Source organism: Veillonella sp. LMAG:90 (assembly GCF_008679445.1).
Classification (GTDB): Bacteria; Bacillota; Negativicutes; order Veillonellales; family Veillonellaceae; genus Veillonella_A.
Window position 1 is genome coordinate 1217501 of the sequence record NZ_NAND01000001.1, and the last position, 17766, is coordinate 1235266.

The 17766-nt window shown below is 43.7% G+C and carries 14 protein-coding genes, 1 tRNA gene and 1 riboswitch; of the genes, 10 read left to right on the forward strand and 5 right to left on the reverse strand.

Going from position 1 to position 17766, the window contains the following annotated elements; translation table 11 throughout:
• The first annotated feature begins 739 nt into the window (after positions 1–739).
• A complete protein-coding gene (locus CCC71_RS05385) occupies positions 740–1453 on the forward strand; it encodes a hypothetical protein (RefSeq protein ID WP_226974116.1) in 714 nt (237 codons plus the stop codon).
• Positions 1454–1459: 6 nt separating this feature from the next.
• Here the strand turns inward: CCC71_RS05385 and CCC71_RS05390 are convergent, their stop codons facing one another.
• Both CCC71_RS05390 and CCC71_RS05395 read right to left on the reverse strand, forming a co-directional pair.
• Positions 1460–1822 (reverse strand): nucleoside triphosphate pyrophosphohydrolase family protein, encoded by a 363-nt coding sequence (locus CCC71_RS05390; RefSeq protein WP_021841551.1) that lies wholly within the window; start codon positions 1820–1822, stop codon positions 1460–1462.
• A gap of 215 nt (positions 1823–2037) precedes the next feature.
• A riboswitch (cobalamin riboswitch) is annotated at positions 2038–2211 on the forward strand.
• A 308-nt stretch (positions 2212–2519) separates the two neighbouring features.
• Positions 2520–2604, reverse strand: a tRNA-Leu gene (locus tag CCC71_RS05395).
• Positions 2605–2865: 261 nt separating this feature from the next.
• On the opposite strand from CCC71_RS05395, the gene mfd reads away from it, so the two are divergent.
• The 6 genes from mfd (at position 2866) to CCC71_RS05425 (ending at position 11140) form a co-directional block, all read left to right on the forward strand.
• Complete coding sequence (gene mfd, locus CCC71_RS05400; protein WP_156705613.1) at positions 2866–6153, forward strand: transcription-repair coupling factor; 3288 nt, start codon at positions 2866–2868, stop codon at positions 6151–6153.
• A 17-nt stretch (positions 6154–6170) separates the two neighbouring features.
• Positions 6171–7751 (forward strand): putative polysaccharide biosynthesis protein, encoded by a 1581-nt coding sequence (locus tag CCC71_RS05405; protein WP_021841553.1) that lies wholly within the window; start codon positions 6171–6173, stop codon positions 7749–7751.
• A 51-nt stretch (positions 7752–7802) separates the two neighbouring features.
• Complete coding sequence (gene mazG, locus CCC71_RS05410) at positions 7803–9029, forward strand: nucleoside triphosphate pyrophosphohydrolase (protein WP_021841554.1); 1227 nt, start codon at positions 7803–7805, stop codon at positions 9027–9029.
• Positions 9030–9100: 71 nt separating this feature from the next.
• Positions 9101–9403: an HU family DNA-binding protein gene (locus CCC71_RS05415; protein ID WP_006556485.1), complete on the forward strand. Its 303-nt coding sequence runs from the start codon at positions 9101–9103 to the stop codon at positions 9401–9403.
• 168 nt (positions 9404–9571) lie between these two features.
• Positions 9572–10744, forward strand: a complete 1173-nt coding sequence (locus tag CCC71_RS05420; RefSeq protein WP_021841555.1) for an MGDG synthase family glycosyltransferase — start codon at positions 9572–9574, stop codon at positions 10742–10744.
• A gap of 66 nt (positions 10745–10810) precedes the next feature.
• Entirely contained in the window at positions 10811–11140 is a 330-nt protein-coding gene (locus CCC71_RS05425) for a hypothetical protein (protein WP_021841556.1), read from the forward strand.
• 178 nt (positions 11141–11318) lie between these two features.
• On the opposite strand, the gene CCC71_RS05430 is transcribed toward CCC71_RS05425, so the two are convergent.
• A complete protein-coding gene (locus CCC71_RS05430; protein ID WP_021841557.1) occupies positions 11319–12065 on the reverse strand; it encodes a DUF4198 domain-containing protein in 747 nt (248 codons plus the stop codon).
• Positions 12066–12362: 297 nt separating this feature from the next.
• On the opposite strand from CCC71_RS05430, the gene CCC71_RS05435 reads away from it, so the two are divergent.
• From CCC71_RS05435 to CCC71_RS05445, 3 genes are all read left to right on the forward strand, one after another.
• Entirely contained in the window at positions 12363–14351 is a 1989-nt protein-coding gene (locus tag CCC71_RS05435; RefSeq protein WP_021841558.1) for an ABC-F family ATP-binding cassette domain-containing protein, read from the forward strand.
• A gap of 329 nt (positions 14352–14680) precedes the next feature.
• Positions 14681–14857 (forward strand): hypothetical protein, encoded by a 177-nt coding sequence (locus CCC71_RS05440; protein ID WP_021841559.1) that lies wholly within the window; start codon positions 14681–14683, stop codon positions 14855–14857.
• A 351-nt stretch (positions 14858–15208) separates the two neighbouring features.
• A complete protein-coding gene (locus tag CCC71_RS05445) occupies positions 15209–15718 on the forward strand; it encodes a DnaA ATPase domain-containing protein (RefSeq protein WP_021841560.1) in 510 nt (169 codons plus the stop codon).
• A gap of 105 nt (positions 15719–15823) precedes the next feature.
• Here the strand turns inward: CCC71_RS05445 and CCC71_RS05450 are convergent, their stop codons facing one another.
• Together CCC71_RS05450 and CCC71_RS05455 are read right to left on the reverse strand one after the other, a co-directional pair.
• Positions 15824–17104 (reverse strand): ABC transporter permease, encoded by a 1281-nt coding sequence (locus CCC71_RS05450; RefSeq protein ID WP_296333188.1) that lies wholly within the window; start codon positions 17102–17104, stop codon positions 15824–15826.
• Entirely contained in the window at positions 17094–17765 is a 672-nt protein-coding gene (locus CCC71_RS05455; RefSeq protein ID WP_021841562.1) for an ABC transporter ATP-binding protein, read from the reverse strand. The genes CCC71_RS05450 and CCC71_RS05455 overlap by 11 nt, the downstream gene beginning before the upstream one ends.
• Position 17766: the final 1 nt, after the last annotated feature.

Consider the following 17766-nt stretch of genomic DNA (forward strand, 5'->3'; position numbering starts at 1 on the left):
CCGCTTCCAGCCAAAATGGCAGGAGTAACACTATGCTCAACGTACAATAGCGGCGTGGGATACGCAGGGCTCATGCTTTATAGGAGCGCAGCGACGCATAAAGCATAGAGCATCGCGTAGTTCGGGGCGTTAAGTAGTGAGCCCTATTTGAAGGAGAGTAACGACGCACAAATAGGTGCGAATCTCTTAGTTCAGACCGTAAGATTCTTCGAAGAAGAATCACAGGGATGAACGGAAAACATCAGCAGGTAGAGTCGAGAGTAAGTAAAAATCCACAGCATCCGAACGGGAAGCATATATAGCGTGACTGCGTACGAATGATAGGTAGTCGCTGATTGAGCCGGTACGTACACTGCGTTACTAGCTTTCTCTACCGCAGCGAGCGAAGCAATGCGGCCACGTCCTAAATCAATAGAGCTTTCTCCCTCTAGCCTTCATAGCACTAAAAAAGTCACTAAAGCCGATCAATGCGGGTACGCCCTAAATCAATAGAGCGTTAAGCCACTAGCCCCTAGCATTAAATGATAGTATTCCTACTACTGTAGCAAGCGAAGCAATGCGGCTACGCTCTAAATAATCAAAAAAGACTGCAACCTAAGTCGGTAGACAGACCTAGGTTACACACTTTTTATTAAACTGACTAATTCCTTGAAATATTATCAGTAAAATTATAATATAGTTTATAAGATATTTTAACTAAATATTAAGTATTGATATTTTACTATTGGGAGGCATTTGTATGAAAGGTATTATTATTAGATTAATGTTTTGCTTTGCTTTTCTAATGACAGCAGGTGGATCTTATATAGAAGCTTATTCCTATTCTTTAACAGATGATTTTGCAGCTGAAAAGAGTAGAGTATCTTTTATCATGCGCAGTGTTGAGGGTACCAGCTATAATGTCTACATAGTAGGTGATGGAGATAAATATGCTGGAAAATCAGCGCCATTTGTTTGGGGCAGTACTAACGATTTAATTTATAAAGCAACAGCCTACACTCCTTATATTTCAGAGTTAAATGACGTAATAGCTCTGCAACAAGATATTAAGCTATTTGGAGATAATAGCAGAAACGAAGAATATATCAATGTAACCAACCCGACTCGTACCGGTGGTGTGTATGTCATTAAAGGCATTAACGGACAACCAGATATTTTAGTAGCTGCTATTCAGACTACCGGTGGTGGTTTTGTAGATTATCGCTTTTTTGCTATAAAAAATGGTGAATTACGACAAATGAAGCTTTTATTTTCTAACCAGAATACAAGATTAGTATCTATGGGCTATGTAGGCAATGGGCCTCACGCACTTTCTGATGGGACAATAGCTTTGCCATGGTTTAAACAAAAGATGGGCGGAGCAAAAGATTTTGGACAATTCACTTCAGTTTATATGCCGGATTATAATAATCTGATTTTAATTTGGGCTTATACTGTCAAAGGAGATCTATAATAGGCCTCAACCTAACTCCTTTTCTTTCACCTCAATAAAATCCACCACCGCTTTTTCAAAATCCACGCCCATTCTATCGGCCAAGGCAGCGAGCCACCAAACGCACTCACCTAATTTATGTGGTAGCAAAATCTCTAAATCTTTATCCGGATTTTCGGTAGGCCATGTCTTTTCATAGGCCATGGCCATTCTACCTATAAGTGCAGCGTCAGTTAAAAAACCTAATGCATCTTCTTCTATGGTCCAGCGTTTGCCGTTAATGGAATCTTCCAACTTATGATAGGAATCTCTGATTGCCAAATTACGGCTAATTGTTTCCTTTAGCGTTATTGAATGTCCGGAATTAACTTTATCTGTTGTATTTTTCATAATGACCTCCCTCTAAATGAATTGGAATAATCGTTTTTTCTATAAATTGAGTATAGCACCATGGAAGAAAAGAATCTTTAATAGATATCATCGAAAAGGCTATTTTATTATCTGAGTTGTTAATTCACAATATCATGAGAAATAATGACATTCGTTTATTGACAATGTATAAAAATCATGTTACTATACGTGTATAGAAAGTATCAAATAAATAAAATACATAGTTGGGAATAGGTGCAGAAATGCATAATAGAGAAGTCGGTGTAAGTCCGACACGATCCCGTCACTGTAAGGCTAAGCGAATCTCATTTAAGTCACTGGGTAACACTGGGAAGGCGAGAGGAGCGGTGAAGCTAAGTCAGGAGAACTGCCTATTCATCATTCACCATTTGACCTACGAGCGATAGGGAGGAGAATCATATATCCTTTTTCGCATGCGTCGGAAAAGGCTTTTTTATTGCCTAAATCGATGATGCATGTGACACCCGTACCGGTCATGGCTATGGATATTTGGTATTATCACGCAAGTGTTAATATATTGTCATGATAATGTATGGGCGTACATTTTCATCATCTCCTAATCAAAGGCTCTACAAAATACTGTGATGGGTATTTTGTAGAGCCTTTGACCTTTTTAAACACTATAATTCAAATTTTAGGCAATAAAAAAAGCCCTTAAGGGCTTAAAGTTCTTAACTGGTGCGGGAGAAGGGACTTGAACCCCCACGCCCGAAGGCGCCAGATCCTAAGTCTGGTGCGTCTGCCAATTCCGCCACTCCCGCAACAAAGATATATTATCATATCGGGCGCCATATCGTCAATAGATAATTAAAAAATAGCAAAGACAAAAGGGGAATGCATTGGACAATATTAATATTTTTACTGATGTGACGGGCCTAATAACCACCTTTTCGTATTGATGTTGCATGACTCCTATGGTACACTAAACATATACTTTGTAATTACAAGGGGCTTTGGCGTAGCTAAAGCCCGTTTTGTCGTTGCTATATGAGCGTAAAAAGAAGAAGGTAATAGAAAATCCAATGGAAACATTACAGGAATTATTATATAAATACCCTGCCTATAAAGAGGCGGAAGGACTTTTCGGTAAAAAGGGAAAGCATGTAATATCAGGGCTTGGAGGCTCTCAAAAGCCGTTCATTTACAGCACGGCTATGAAGGCTATAGAGCAGCGGCCTACTATTGTATTGGTGCATGATAAGAACCATAAAGAACAATGGGAACGCGATTTGGCATTCTTTTTGCCGGATGTGGACGTAATGCCATTTCCTATTACGGAAAAAGTCACATTCATTACGGCGGCGCGCAGCCTGGAAAATCAGGGGCTGCAGATGCGAGCATTAGGTGCCTTATTACACGATGAACCGGTTGTAGTTATCGCTACAATTGATGAGGCAACCCAGCGTATTTTAACGCCGGAAGAATTAAAAGAAAGTGTTATACATTTAGCCACCGGTGACATTGTTGAGCGTGAAATTATGCTCGAGAAATTGGTAACCTTAGGCTATGAACGAACAGACCAGGTGGAACAACGTGGTCATTTTAGCGTGCGCGGCGACATTATCGACGTATTCCCGGTAAACAGCGATAATCCGTATCGTGTTGAATTCTTTGACGATGAAATCGATACCATTCGCACCTTTGCTATCGACACGCAGCGCTCAATCGAGTCCGTTAAACATATGACAGTTATGCCGTTCCACTTGAACGATACGTCGGAAGAAGGCTCTTTATTGAGCTATGGCAAAAACGCCCTGCTTTTGTACGATGAACCGAATCGTTTGCAAGATGCCTTAAAAGGCTTTTTGAAAGAAGACGCCGTGCACCGTCAGCAGCATTTTACCTGGTCCGAGTTTATGGGGACTAATGCGGCTAAAAGTGAAATTGCATTTAACTTCCTGCAGCAGCGCGTGTCCGGTTTAGCCGGTTTTGACAGCATTGGGCTTCAGAGTAAGTCTATGATGTCCTTTGAGCGTCAAATGCCGCTTTTAATTGATGAAATAGACGTGTGGCTAACCCAGGGGCGTCAAGTTGTGCTCGTTATGAACAATTTGCAACGCCGCGAAGGTTTAGAACGAGCCCTCAGCGAAGCGAATATTGCCTATGAAGTGAGCGCCGAATTGAAAGCAACTAAAGAGGCGGTTCTCATTGTAAGCGGGCTTTTATCGGAAGGTTTTGAATTACCACTTTGTAACCTGGTGGTAGTTACGGAAGGCAATATTTTTGGTCAACAGAAGCGAAAGCTTCGTAAAAAAGTGCCAAAAGGTCAGGAGATTACTTACTTTACCGATTTAACGCCGGGCGATTATGTAGTCCATGCTTTGCACGGTATCGGGAAGTACGTGGGCCTCAAAACGATTGAAACAGAAGGCATTCACAAGGACTACATTGAAATTGCCTATGCGGGCACAGACAAGTTGTTTTTGCCGGCTGACAATTTAGACCAATTACAGAAATATATCGGCAATGAAGGTGATGTGCCTAAAATTCATAAGATGGGCGGCCGTGAGTGGGGCAAAGTTCGTCAAAAAGCACAAAAATCCATTGACGATTTGGCAGAAAAGCTGGTAGAACTCTATGCACAACGTGAGGTTGTGGATGGCTTTGCCTTTGAACCGGATGATACCTTCCAGATGGAATTTGAAGAAGCCTTTCCGTATGAAGAAACGGAAGACCAATTGCAGGCATCTCAAGAAATTAAGGCCTCTATGGAACAGCCGCATCCGATGGACCGGCTGCTTTGCGGTGACGTTGGTTTTGGTAAAACGGAAGTGGCTATGCGCGCTATTTTTAAAGCGGTAAAAAGCGGTAAACAAGTAGCCGTCTTAGTACCGACAACTGTATTGGCACAACAACATTTTCAGACCTTTACCGATCGTTTGGGTGCCTTTGGAGTACGCGTTGAAGTGTTGAACCGTTTCCGCTCCGCCGGTGAAAAGCGCGATATTATTAAACGGGTTGCCGATAAATCGGTGGATGTCTTAATCGGAACCCATGCGCTTTTAAATAAAAAAGTAGCTTTCAAAGATTTGGGACTCCTCGTTGTGGATGAAGAACAACGTTTCGGTGTAGCGCAGAAGGAAAAGTGGAAGAGTTGGGCCAATAATATTGACGTCTTGACGTTGAGTGCCACGCCGATTCCGCGAACCCTCCACATGTCGCTTGTAGGGGTGCGTGAAATGAGTGTTATCAACACGCCGCCGGAAGACCGTTTACCGGTGCAGACCTATGTGGTGGAATATGACATGAAGCTCATTGCCGAAGCCATTCGTCGCGAAATTCAGCGCGGTGGGCAGGTCTATTTCGTGTATAACCGTGTAGCTTCCATTGAGCACATGGGCGAACTTTTGGAAGCGGCTATGCCGGATTTGCGCTTTGCCATTGCCCACGGTCAGATGGCAGGCAGTGAAATGGAAGCCATCATGGTTGATTTTTATGAAGGTCATTATGATTTATTGCTATGTACCAGCATCATTGAAACGGGGCTCGATATTCCAAACGCCAATACGATTATCGTGTACGATGCGGATCGTTTGGGTCTGTCGCAGTTATATCAGATGCGGGGGCGTGTAGGTCGTTCCCGTCGTCGTGCCTATGCGTACTTCTTGTATCGTCCCGATAAAATGCTCAGTGAAACGGCGGAAAAACGTTTGAAAGCGATTGAAGAATTCACCGAACTGGGCGCCGGCTTTAAATTGGCTATGCGTGACCTTGAAATTCGCGGCGCCGGTAATTTACTGGGCTCACAGCAGCACGGCAATATCGCATCAGTCGGTTTTGCTTTGTATTGTTCTATGCTTGAAGAAGCGATTGCCAAAGCCCAGCATAAAACGGTTACCAAAACGGTGGAAGTGGATCCGGTTATCGATCTTGGCATCGATGCCTTCATTGATGAGGCCTATATCAATGATACGGCCCGGAAGATTACCATTTACCAGCGTCTGTTGCAGATTCGCAAGCTGGAAGATTTTGACGAATTTACCGATGAATTGATTGACCGATTCGGTTCGCCGACGCCGCCGGTGGAACGACTTTTGAAATTGGCGCGCATTAAAGAACGAGCCAGAGCCATCGGCATTAAGAGCATGGTTATTCGTGAAGGTGTTTTAATCATTCACTGGGCGGACTTAGAGAAGATGGCCGGCTGGGATCCCGGCTTAGTAGCGACAAAGGTTTGGCAACATGTTAAAATAGATAAAAATAATGTGTTACGTTACAGCCCGATTGAAGAGGGTGCTTCCGTATTGACCACAGTTGAGGTGTTAATGGGGGAATTGGAAAAACGTGACCCTGCTTTACAATCTCAGTAAGCTTCAGGAGGAACCGTATGAATCGATTTTTAAAAGGGGCTATGATTCTTACTTTAGCGGGCATAATTGTGAAAATTATCGGTGCTTTCAGCAAGGTGCTGTTGGCACGCATTTTAGGCGGTGAAGGGATTGGGCTGTATCAGATGGCCTATCCCATTTACCAGATTATTGTCAGCCTGGCTACAGCAGGTTTACCGGTAGCCATATCGATTATGATTGCCGATAAACTGGCCTATAAAGACGTACGCGGTGCGTCAAAAATCTTTAGAGTATCCGCTACGGTTTTATTTGCCTTAGGTGCTTTTTTCAGCGTGGCACTGTTTCTGGCGGTACCGTGGCTGGTTGAGTCGGAATGGCTTACAGATCCACGCAGCAGCTTTGCGCTCATGGCCTTGGCGCCGGCAATTGTGGTAGTGACGATTTTGAGCTGCTTGCGCGGCTATTTCCAAGGGTTTCAGGACATGCTGCCAACCGGGGCATCGCAGGTTGTGGAACAATCTTTACGCGTTGCCTGTATGGTAGGTTTTGCTCTATTCCTCTTGCCTTATGGACTGCCAATGGCGGCGGCAGGGGCTACGTTAGCTACCTTTCCGGGCGTTGTAGGGGGCATATTGGTACTCCTTTATTTTTACCGACGTCAACGTCATTTGCGGGCTAAACTATTAGCTGAGCAAGCGACGGACATCATTCCGGAAAGCTCATGGCAAATCATGAAGCGTTTGTTTGTTTTGGCCATTCCCGTTTCCATGGCCAACATTATGATGCCCATCGTGTCGGGCATTGATCTGGGCGTTGTACCGCAACGCCTCATTGATGCGGGCTATTCCGTTCGCGAAGCAACCACCTTATTCGGTTATTTGACGGGCATGGCTACCTCGCTGGTGAACTTGCCGATTATTTTGACTACGTCCTTGGCGGCCAGTCTTGTGCCGGCCATTTCTGAGGCGTTTTCCAAAAAAGACATGGGGGAAATTCAGAATCGCAGCCATGTGGCGCTCAAAATAACCACCTTGATTACGGTGCCTGCGTTTGTGGGGCTTTATGTGTTGGCTACGCCGATTTCAGAACTTCTCTATGCCACACCGAATGCGGGAGGCCCCATTGCGGTTATGAGTCTCAGCATCTTCCTCTTAGGTGTACAGCAAGTGAGTACGGGGATTTTACAAGGCCTCGGCCATACGGCGATTCCTATGGTGAATCTGTTCATCAGTACACTCATTAAAATTCCGCTTAGCTGGTATTTGACGGCCTTGCCGGAATGGGGGATTAACGGGGCGGCTTGGTCCACGAATATTGACTTTGGTTTGGCCGCATTATTAAATATGATTTTTGTGCGCCGCTACATCAAGTATCAGGTGCCTTGGCTCGAATTGAGTAAAATCTCCTTAGCCGCCTTTGCCATGGGCGGTGCGACCGTAATGACCTATTCCTTCTTTGAACCGCTTCTGGGCGGTAATTTTGCGGTTTTTGGCGCTATTGTAGTGGCTATCGTCATTTATGGAGCAGGCCTTCTGATTACAAAAGCTGTTAAAGACGATGAATGGCAGGCCATGCCGGTCATCGGGAAGCGTTTGAAAAAACGTTCTCATAAGGACTGATAGAAGAGCGGCTATGGCACATAGAAACGGAGAAGCAGAAAAGGAGATTGTATGAATACAGCAAATATCGGCCCTTTATTGGTTAAATTGAATATAGATGTGGCTCAGGGACTGTTTATTGTGGGTGCCGATCAAATTGAGGAAACACCCTTTGACTTAACAGGCACTTTGTTAGTCACTGATTTAATAAATGATGAAACAGCGTTGACGAATCTTACTGATGTTTTGAAAAAACGTTTCGGTACCAATAGTCAAGTTGATTTATATGGCGTTGCGCTTAGTGAAAATAATGCGCTCGGCAAAGGGTTGCCGGTGAGTGATTTAAGCACGTTAGGCGCCTCCTATATGACTAAACTGGAAGCAGACATGGGTGAATCCCTGACTTGGGTATTGCTTCATCGCTCGGCTGAAAATACTGTTAGGACTTCAGAAAATGCCTCTAAAATCGATTTAACGGGCCTGGAAGGGGCGGAAACTGAAGAAGGGTATGAATTTACCTTACAACCTCTCATTGACGTGGTAGCGGCTTTAAGAGCGCCGGACGGGTGCCCTTGGGATCGTTTGCAAACGCATAGTACCTTGCGCCGTTATCTTTTGGAAGAAGTATATGAAGTCCTTGAAGCCATCGACAATCAAGATATGGCCAATCTTCGCGAAGAGTTGGGCGACGTTTTATTGCAAATTGTATTCCATGCAAGACTAGCGGAAGAGCAGGGACTTTTTACCGTCCAAGATATTATTGACGATATAACGGCTAAAATGATTCGCCGTCATCCCCATGTTTTTGCCAAAGCTACATCGAAAGAATTAGCTTCAACCCAGCTAAACTGGGAGGCTTTGAAGGCGCAAGAACCGGGTCATGACAAAAAAACTTTGCTTGGCGGCATCTCCAAGGGCTTACCGGCTTTATTGGGGGCTCAAAAACTGCAAGAAAAGGCCGCGAAGGTAGGTTTTGACTGGGATACTGAGCCTCCGGTGTGGGCCAAATTTGAAGAAGAAATTGCCGAATTTAAGGAGGCCATCGCCGAAAAAGACTATGAAAATGCAGAATTAGAGGGCGGGGACGTGCTTTTTTCCTTGATTAATCTTCTAAGATGGTATAAAATAGGCGGTGAAAATGCACTAAACCGCACCAACAATAAGTTCCGCCAACGTTTTGCCCATGTAGAACGCTGTGTTAAAGACAGTGGAAAATCGTGGAAGGACTTTTCATTAGAAGAATTGGACTTATTTTGGGAATCGGCTAAAGTGTCTGAACAAAAACATTCATTGAAATGATTCGTAAGGCGTGATATACTCTTACAAGTTACAATGAATGGATACATTCTATTTTTTAAGGAGGTTCTGTCATGAATAAAACAGAATTAATCGCAAGTGTTGCTCAGAAAGCCGAATTAACTAAAAAGGATGCTGAAAAAGCAGTTAAAGCTGTGTTCGACACAGTAGCTGAAGAATTAGCAAAAGGCGAAAAAGTTCAGGTTATCGGTTTCGGTACTTTTGAAGTTCGCGAACGTTCCGCTCGTGAAGGCCGCAACCCACAGACTGGTAAAGCTATTACAATTGCAGCTTCCAAATCCCCTGCATTCAAAGCCGGTAAACAGTTAAAAGAATTAGTAAACGTACAAACTAAAGTTAAACCTCGCAAAAAATAATTTGCCCGGTTTTAGAAGAGACCGCCCATGATGACAGCGTCGTTAAGACGGCTGTTACGATTGCCAATCGGCAATAAGGGGGTCTCTTTTTTTATGCAAAAAACAAGTTCTTTCCCGTTTCTAATTCGAAAAATATGTTATAATTGAAGAACAGGGAAGGAGACATTTATGAGCAAGCCAGACAGAATACTCATAGTATCAGCTTCAATCGGTACAGGGCATACGCAAGCAGCCCGAGCCATTGAAGAGTATTGGGCACAGAAAAATCCTGATGCCATTATTACCCATGTAGATTTTTTAAATACGAACAGTTTTTCTTTTGACAACTTGATTAAAGAAACTTATATTAAGATGATTGACGTATTCCCTATGCTGTACGATGTTATTTATCGCATGTCGCAAGGGGATAAAAAAGGCAGCACCGCGCAGACGGCGTTGTCATGGATGTTGAAGCGTCGTATGTTAAAACTGATTAATCGGGAAAAGCCGGATATTATTATCTTCACTCATCCTTTTCCCTGTGGGGCGGCTTGTATTTTAAAACGCCAGCATTTAATTGATGTTCCTTTGGTAGCGGTAATTACTGATTTTCAAGTACATCAATTCTGGGTGTACAAACAAATTGATGCCTATTTTGTAGGCACCACTTCGATGGTGGATGAATTATGTAAAGCCGGTATTCCGGTCGATAAAATTACGATCACGGGTATTCCCGTACGCCGTACATTTTATGAGCATCGTTTAACCGAGTATAAGCATGCCTATCCGGTAAAGGTCCTCATTATGGGCGGTGGTCTCGGACTCGGTTGCGTGGAATCGGCATTGCAGCATTTAGATGAAGTATCCGGTATTGATGAGCTCATTGTTATTACCGGACGTAATGCGGAGCTTTACGAAGGGCTTATGAGCATGCGCAAGAATTTGCGCACTCCTACGACGATATACGGCTATACTTTGGAAGTTGCCAAATTGATGCGGGAAGCGGCCATGTTGGTTACCAAACCGGGTGGTTTGACCTGTATGGAAGCCGTTACGGTTGGTGTACCGATGGTTTTCTTCAGCGCCATTCCGGGGCAAGAAGAAGGCAATGCTGCTTTTTTTGAACAACAGGGTTTTGCCCGTTGGGTGCGCGATATTCATAATTTACACGCTGTAGTGACCGGTTTATTGGCTAATCCGGAACGATTACATGAGATGTCGAGGGAAGAATTGCATTGGAAGCTGGATGGGGCAGCCAATATTGTCAGAGCAGTTCAGTGTTTGTTAGATGAACGTAAAAAGCCTGTCGGTAATGTGAATACGTCTGTTGGGGATGTAAAAAACTCTCTTGCGAAGCTTTAGAATTTTTTGTACAATGGACTAAACATCCCGAAGGGGAATGGGGTTTTGTATTAAAGGAGGATTCGTATGGACGGCGACGCGCTGGAATCGTTTTATGAGAATTTAGGTTTTGAATTAGTTGAAATTGACGATCGGGAAACATTGTTTTATCAAATTGATGATGATGGTGATTATGCCACGATTACCGATGAAGATGGCGGTGTGCCGACTTCGTTGAATGAACCGATTATTTTTAACCTATATGATGATATGGATTCGTTTCAGTGGAGTGTGACAGTAGAAGATTCTGAATACTTTGGTGAATTATTTGCTCGCGTAGAAGATACGGACGAATTGCTTGCAGTATTAAAAGATATTCGACAAGAAAATATGGCTCGTTATGACGATAGCCTTTAATTAAAAGTTTGACTTAATCGATGCCGGCCGGTAAAGGCTGCAGATTGATATATGCCAAGCAATGAAAAAGCTATCCATTATTGCATCGTGTTGCAATGATGGATAGCTTTTTAGTTAGGAGGGGAAAAATGAAAAAGCAAAATAATATTAAGTTAGATCAATCTTCTTGCGAATCAAATTAATCTTCTTGTGGATGGAGCGTAAAGCTTAAGCTGGTAAAGATTTTATCTTGCGTAGCGAGGCCGTCAGATTGCGGATATGGGAAGGCGAGTTCAACGCCGATAACATTCACGCTGCCGTTGCGAACCGGTAAGTATGCTTTACCGTCCACATCCGTTTTTTCAACAACTGTGTGATGATTAATTAAATCCGGAATAATTTCTACATTCGGCATTGGCCGACCTTCATGCAATACTTGTACCGGCAAAATATCGCCTACGTTAAGCTGTGTAGGGTCTACCAACGGTACGATTTGATACGGAATATTCGGAATGGCTTTCGGTGTACCTACCTTATTCAGATAGTTGATGCTGTACTTAATGGCATGGGTTCCTTTAATAGCGCCCGGCACATCTTTCATAGGTGCGTTGTGAACCTTTTTCTGACTATCTACGCTCCAGTAGCCGTAATCGAAGACAATAACGGCGACACTCGTGTTTTCGCTTGGCGTAATGGTCACATGGTCGGCAAAATTTTGCTGTGGAATAGCAATTTGCTGAAAATCTTTGGTATAACCGGTCAAAGATTTAACCATGTTTGGCTGATAGGCATTATCTTCCGGTCCTTCGCCGAGCACAAGCTGTAATTGATCGAGACGCGGACCTACCCAAAGTCCGTGAGCAGAGGTTACACTTACCGCAGCGGTAGTCAAAAGAGCGGCGGCGCATAATGAAGCGGTGGCTTTAAGCAATTTACTACGAATCATAGAACACACTCCTTATAAAAAACCAAAAAATACCAAAATACCTGTTATGAATGACTAAAACGCAGATGACATTCATATTATCCTCATCATGACGTATAATTAGTTACTTGTCAATAATGGTAATCATTATTGTTTTTCATGATTAAAATAAGCGGCAGTAAGCTGTGAACGGAATCGTGTGGTTTTGAAATGTATAGTAGCCGTTTGGTAAAGCCGTTTCTTTGCGGTATAATAAAAATAACGTATTAAATGAATTTGAATAGATAACAATCATCAAGAAAAAGGATTGAATAGATTATGAACGTGTTAACATTACAGGATGTAAGTCAATCGTACGGCACACGGCGATTATTTGAAGATGCCAATATGACCTTTACCGATAATAAACGGATCGGTTTAATTGGCGTTAACGGCACCGGTAAGTCAACCTTCATGCGCATGCTGGCAGGCCTTATTGAGCCGGAAAAAGGCACTATTTTGCGCAATGGTAAGGCATCGGTTTATTATTTGCCCCAAGCACCGGAATTTGACGAAGACGCATCCTTATTGGAAAATATATTTTTAGCGGATCATCCGGTTTTAAAATTAGTCCGTGAATACGAACGAATGGACCAAACTGCGCCGGGCAGTCCTGAGCATTTAAAACTATTGAGTCGCATGGAAACCGAAGGGGGCTGGCAGGTTGAACAACAGGCCCGCACGATTTTAACTAAATTGGGCTTCACCGATTTGATGCGGCTCGCTAGAGAACTAAGCGGCGGCCAGCGCCGGCGTTTGGCGTTGGGTCAGGCTCTGTTATATCCCAGTGATTTATTGCTTCTCGATGAACCGACTAACCATTTGGATGAAGCCAGCATCGAATGGCTTGAAAAATATCTTTTGGGCCGTAAAGGCGGGCTCGTAATCAGTACGCATGACCGCTATTTCTTGGATGCCTTGAGCGATGAAATTTTGGAATTGTCGGACCGTCATTTTTATAGCTATGAAGGAACCTATGAAACCTTCTTAACCTTGAAGGCGGACCGAGAAGAACGGGAAGCGGCGACGGCGGAAAAACGTCATCAGTTCTCGAAACGAGAACTGGCTTGGGTACGCCGTGGGGCTCAAGCGCGTTCGACGAAGCAAAAAGCCCGTTTACAGCGTTATGAAACCTTAAAAGCCCAGGATGTGGCACGTCGTGCCGATACCTTGGATCCGATTGCTCTTAAGAGCCGTTTGGGCAAGACGATTTTTGATATTGAACACTTAACCTTCAGTCGCGGTGATATTCCGATTGTGAAGGATTTTACGTATCATGTGGTTCGTCATGACCGCATTGGTATCGTGGGACCGAATGGCATCGGTAAATCCACATTTATGGGGTTATTGGACGGTAAATTCGAACCGGATGCAGGAACCCTTGGGCGTGGTGAAACGGTCCGTATAGCGCATTTTACGCAAGAATTACCGGTATTTGATGAAGATCAGCGTGTATTGGATTATATTCGGGAAGACCATCGCTACATGGTGTTGGCCGATGGCAGTACGTTGAGTGCCGGTCAGATTTTGGAGCGTTTCCTATTTACCCCGGAACTTCATGGTGTACCGATTCGCAAACTATCGGGCGGTGAAAAGCGCCGCTTGTATTTGTTAAAACTCCTCATGAGTGCCCCTAATGTGCTCTTATTGGATGAACCGACTAATGACTTGGATATTCCGACGCTGGAAGTGCTGGAAGACTTCTTGGACTCTTTTAGCGGTATTGTCATTACCGTTTGCCATGATCGCTACTTTTTAGATCGCGTCGTAGATAAATTATTTGTATTTAAAGGGAACGGTCAAATTGAAATCGTCCATGGGGCGTATTCGGAATATCGTGATATGTTGGATGAAATGGAAGCAGACACCGGCATTGGTGTTTTGGCGGGTGGTAAATTAAATAGCGGTGTTGTAGGGCAGCAGGCAGGTACCTCCCAAACCGGAGCAGGGGATGCCAAAAATGAGCCGAAAAGCGATAAAATCGCTTCTAAGGGCTCTCACACGGGTGATGCGGCTAATGACACCTCAACTACGGCAGAAACGGCTCCTGCAGCGTCTAAATCACTTACAAAGGCAGAGCAGGCAGAGCTTGCTCAATTAGAACTGGATATTTCCGAGCTGGAAGGCCTGTTAAAAGCTTATGATGCCATGCTTAATCAAGCGGGCGGCGATTACGAAGCCATGGAAAAGACTATGGCGGAACGTGCCGATGCGGCGGCGAAATTAGATGCTAAAACGGAACGGTGGTTAATGCTTGCCGAGCGGTAATAGAATAATTTGTTTTAAAAATTTTTATTAATACCTTTCGCTTTGATGCATTAAATTTTTATAAATTTAAATTATGATACTTAAGAAATCAGACATAATTAAAAATAATTTATTTTTTGAATACTCCATTCGCTTATTTTGATAAAATACGCCGTATAAACAAGAAATTTGATTTATAGTTTTGAAAGATGTAAACAATTTGAAAAAGTTTAAGGTATACATGAAATAAAATATTGAATTTTGTCGCTTGAATAGTATATACTAGAAACAGAGAAGCATAGTTATTTTTTTGCATGGCAGTGTTACGCATTTCCCAAGGGAGGATCGTTATGAAAACTAACAAGTGGGGCGGCAAACGCGCGGGCGCAGGTCGCAAAAAATCATTATTCGACCGCAAAGGTCGTACATTCCGTTTGACGGATGCAGAATTTTTGGAAGTTAAGCCTTTGATTGACGCAATTCGTAAACGTACTGAAGCGGCTGCTTTGGCATCCAAAGTTAAGTAGTGTCAATTAAGGACTGGGGAGAGTCCGACATATTTGCTCATCGTTAAAGAATTCAATCAGCAGATTGTTACTCTACTTCTCATATTTTATTAACAATGTAGTAGATAGGTATGAGGACTTATCGGCAACCGAGTATTCGGTTGCCGATTTTTCTGTTCTGATGAGATGTATTTATCAGGTACGAAAAACTTTGTAAAAAATTTTTGATTTTATGACAGAAACAAGATAACTATTTTTTCTTATAAAGTTTAGTCATTTTCTGCTATAATATGTAATAGTGAAAATATTGAATATAGTTCACAAATAGATTTAATAAAAATAAAAGGATAAAAGTTTATAAGGAGATATAGCATGACAGAAACAATTAATACCGATATTTTAAAGAAAACCGATACTATTGTAAAAGCTGACGCGCGTCATACTTTTGATACCGTAGCGGCTGCATTGGGTGCTGATGCGCATAATCCGCTTGTAGTAGTAGGGACGGTTGCCAAAATGGAAAACGTCGGCGAAATCGTAAAGCGCGAATCTTTGGACGTTACACCGAATCTCGTAATTAAAGAATTTACCGGTCAAGGTTTGGTGGAAGCGTATACCGACAGCGTGACTTACGGTTATGTGGCCGACTTCATGGAAGAATTCGTGCGCATTGATATGCTTTTAATCAGCGAGTTTGATTATGTAGTGCGTGAAGCGGATGAATCGGTACAAAAAGGGTTGCTCCGTTTGTTTGAAGGTTTGGTTCGCAATAATCGTCAGGTTGTATTTACCATGACACAGGCTCCCGAAACCTATGAAGCCTTAGTTTTACCGAATTTGGCAGAACTCGTTGGCAGCGGTGCCTTCGTAGTTGTTAAATAAGAAACTAAAGTTAAAATGTAATACAAAAGGGATATATCAGCGAAGAGTGGGTAGTTCTTCGTGATATATCCCTTTTTGTGTAGGTGAGATTGTGTAAAACGTGTGTTAATTCATTACATCATGTAATTGTTTTGCCTTCCGGTGGAATGCGTACACCGGCAAGAGGCTTACCGCCAGACCGACGACTATGCAAAGGAGGGTGAGTTGCAAAGACGCTGAGGAGATGGCCAGCGGCATGATAATGGCTGAACTGGTGTTTAATGCATAGGCCAGGCCGAGGTAGGCGCCAAAGCCCATGAGCCAGCCAAAGACTGCGCCAAGACCTATTACATAGGCCGTTTGCTGTATCAAAATACTGTACAGCTGCTTTTGTGTAGCGCCGAGCGCTTTTAAGATGGCGTAATCGCGGAGTCGATTCACCGTTGCCAAATAAGCAGTTACCAAAACAACGGCCATGGCAAGTCCGATTAATAAGTAACCGATGGGTTGCCATACTTTTTCACCACGCCCCATGAGGTTGAAGAGTTGGGTAATGACTTGGGCGGGGAATACGAGTTGAGCATCTTTGCGTTTGACATATTGGGCTGCTAGGGTATAGGCTTGTCCGAAACCTACCGGTTCGACCATGATAGCCGTCACATCGCCTTTTTCAGAAAGGTCGTGACTATGATCTTGGTCTTGCACTTGCTCTTGGGCTTGAGCTTGAGCGGCTTTTGGGAGTTGTCCTTGTACTCGGTTTGGTTTATGACCGTGAGCATGGAGCTCCCAAATGCTTTCGATAGGTGTCAAAACGGCTTGATTATAAGGGCCGCCGGTATCGGCTAATATACCGACAACCGTAAATTTTTCTTCTTGATGCTCTTTACCTTTTGCCAAAGTACCATGTGTGGAGTAGAAGGTATCACCTAGAGCCAGGCCTAATTGTTTTGCCACATCTTGGCCGATAACGGCTTCAAAAGGGGTTTGGAACGGACGGCCCGATGAGAGGCGCAGCCATTCCGGTTTAGTATTATCGGCTCGTACGGTAAAAATTTCAGGCTCGGTACCAACTAAGCGAAACCCTTTTACACTATCGCCAAAAGCTAAAGGTATGGCCTGTTTTACAAGTTTAGTATTGGCGCGTAATTGAGTAACTTCTTGGTAACTGATATTGGAAAGGGGTTTGTCTTGTAAAAAGACGGTATTGAGTACAAACTGTTGGCTGCTTTCGGGAGAGCCTACGAGTAGGGTAAAGGGTTCGGTCGCGGCGATGAGTCCACGCTGCAGTCCGCTACCCAAGGAAACTACCAATACACTTAAGGCTACCGCGAGCGCCATGACGAGAAGCAGGAGCGATGTGGTCAGAGGTTTGGACCAGAGCTGCTGCCAGGCTATTTTACGAATCATGAGAACCTCGCTTTGTTAAGTGTAATTGATTAGTGAATTGAGAAATAACAGTCGTTTCGTGACTGGCAATCAGTAATGTGGCATTGGCTTCTGTGCTGTAGTTGCGCAATAAGTCAATAACGATGGCACTGTTGGCGGCATCAAGACTGGCTGTCGGTTCGTCGGCTAACAGTAGGGAAGGTTTTTTTATAAGCGCTCGGGCAATAGCCACGCGTTGTTGCTCACCTTTGCTCAATTGGGTCGGCTTTTTGTGACGGAGATTGGTAAGTCCCATGATATCCATGAGTTTCACCGCTTCATCGGTCATCTCTTTGTGCGTAAAACGATTGGCAAAGAAGGCACCGCTTATAATGTTTTCTTCGGCTGTTAAAAAACTGAGCAGATTGAAGTCTTGAAAAATATAACCAACTTGTTGACCGCGCCAATGATCGAGTTCTTTTGCGTTGATTTCGGTCAATTTGACATCATCCGCCTGAATCGTGCCGGTAGTCGGTTGTAGGAGTCCGGCTATGCACTGAAGTAAGGTGGATTTGCCACTGCCGCTAACGCCGGTCAAACACCATTGACTACCGGTCGGTGCTTCAAAGGAAGGCAAGTCCAATACGGTAATCAAGGTGTCGCCGTCAGGAAATTGACGGGTCAGATTTTGAATCGTCAACATA

What these genes read in the sequence shown, in the direction of transcription:
- CCC71_RS05385 (WP_226974116.1), top strand. Translation starts at nt 740, where the DNA reads ATGAAAGGTATTATTATTAGATTAATGTTTTGCTTTGCTTTTCTAATG.
- CCC71_RS05390 (WP_021841551.1), bottom strand. Translation starts at nt 1,822, where the DNA reads ATGAAAAATACAACAGATAAAGTTAATTCCGGACATTCAATAACGCTA.
- mfd (WP_156705613.1), top strand. Translation starts at nt 2,866, where the DNA reads ATGGAAACATTACAGGAATTATTATATAAATACCCTGCCTATAAAGAG.
- CCC71_RS05405 (WP_021841553.1), top strand. Translation starts at nt 6,171, where the DNA reads ATGAATCGATTTTTAAAAGGGGCTATGATTCTTACTTTAGCGGGCATA.
- mazG (WP_021841554.1), top strand. Translation starts at nt 7,803, where the DNA reads ATGAATACAGCAAATATCGGCCCTTTATTGGTTAAATTGAATATAGAT.
- CCC71_RS05415 (WP_006556485.1), top strand. Translation starts at nt 9,101, where the DNA reads ATGAATAAAACAGAATTAATCGCAAGTGTTGCTCAGAAAGCCGAATTA.
- CCC71_RS05420 (WP_021841555.1), top strand. Translation starts at nt 9,572, where the DNA reads ATGAGCAAGCCAGACAGAATACTCATAGTATCAGCTTCAATCGGTACA.
- CCC71_RS05425 (WP_021841556.1), top strand. Translation starts at nt 10,811, where the DNA reads ATGGACGGCGACGCGCTGGAATCGTTTTATGAGAATTTAGGTTTTGAA.
- CCC71_RS05430 (WP_021841557.1), bottom strand. Translation starts at nt 12,065, where the DNA reads ATGATTCGTAGTAAATTGCTTAAAGCCACCGCTTCATTATGCGCCGCC.
- CCC71_RS05435 (WP_021841558.1), top strand. Translation starts at nt 12,363, where the DNA reads ATGAACGTGTTAACATTACAGGATGTAAGTCAATCGTACGGCACACGG.
- CCC71_RS05440 (WP_021841559.1), top strand. Translation starts at nt 14,681, where the DNA reads ATGAAAACTAACAAGTGGGGCGGCAAACGCGCGGGCGCAGGTCGCAAA.
- CCC71_RS05445 (WP_021841560.1), top strand. Translation starts at nt 15,209, where the DNA reads ATGACAGAAACAATTAATACCGATATTTTAAAGAAAACCGATACTATT.
- CCC71_RS05450 (WP_296333188.1), bottom strand. Translation starts at nt 17,104, where the DNA reads ATGATTCGTAAAATAGCCTGGCAGCAGCTCTGGTCCAAACCTCTGACC.
- CCC71_RS05455 (WP_021841562.1), bottom strand. Translation starts at nt 17,765, where the DNA reads ATGTTGACGATTCAAAATCTGACCCGTCAATTTCCTGACGGCGACACC.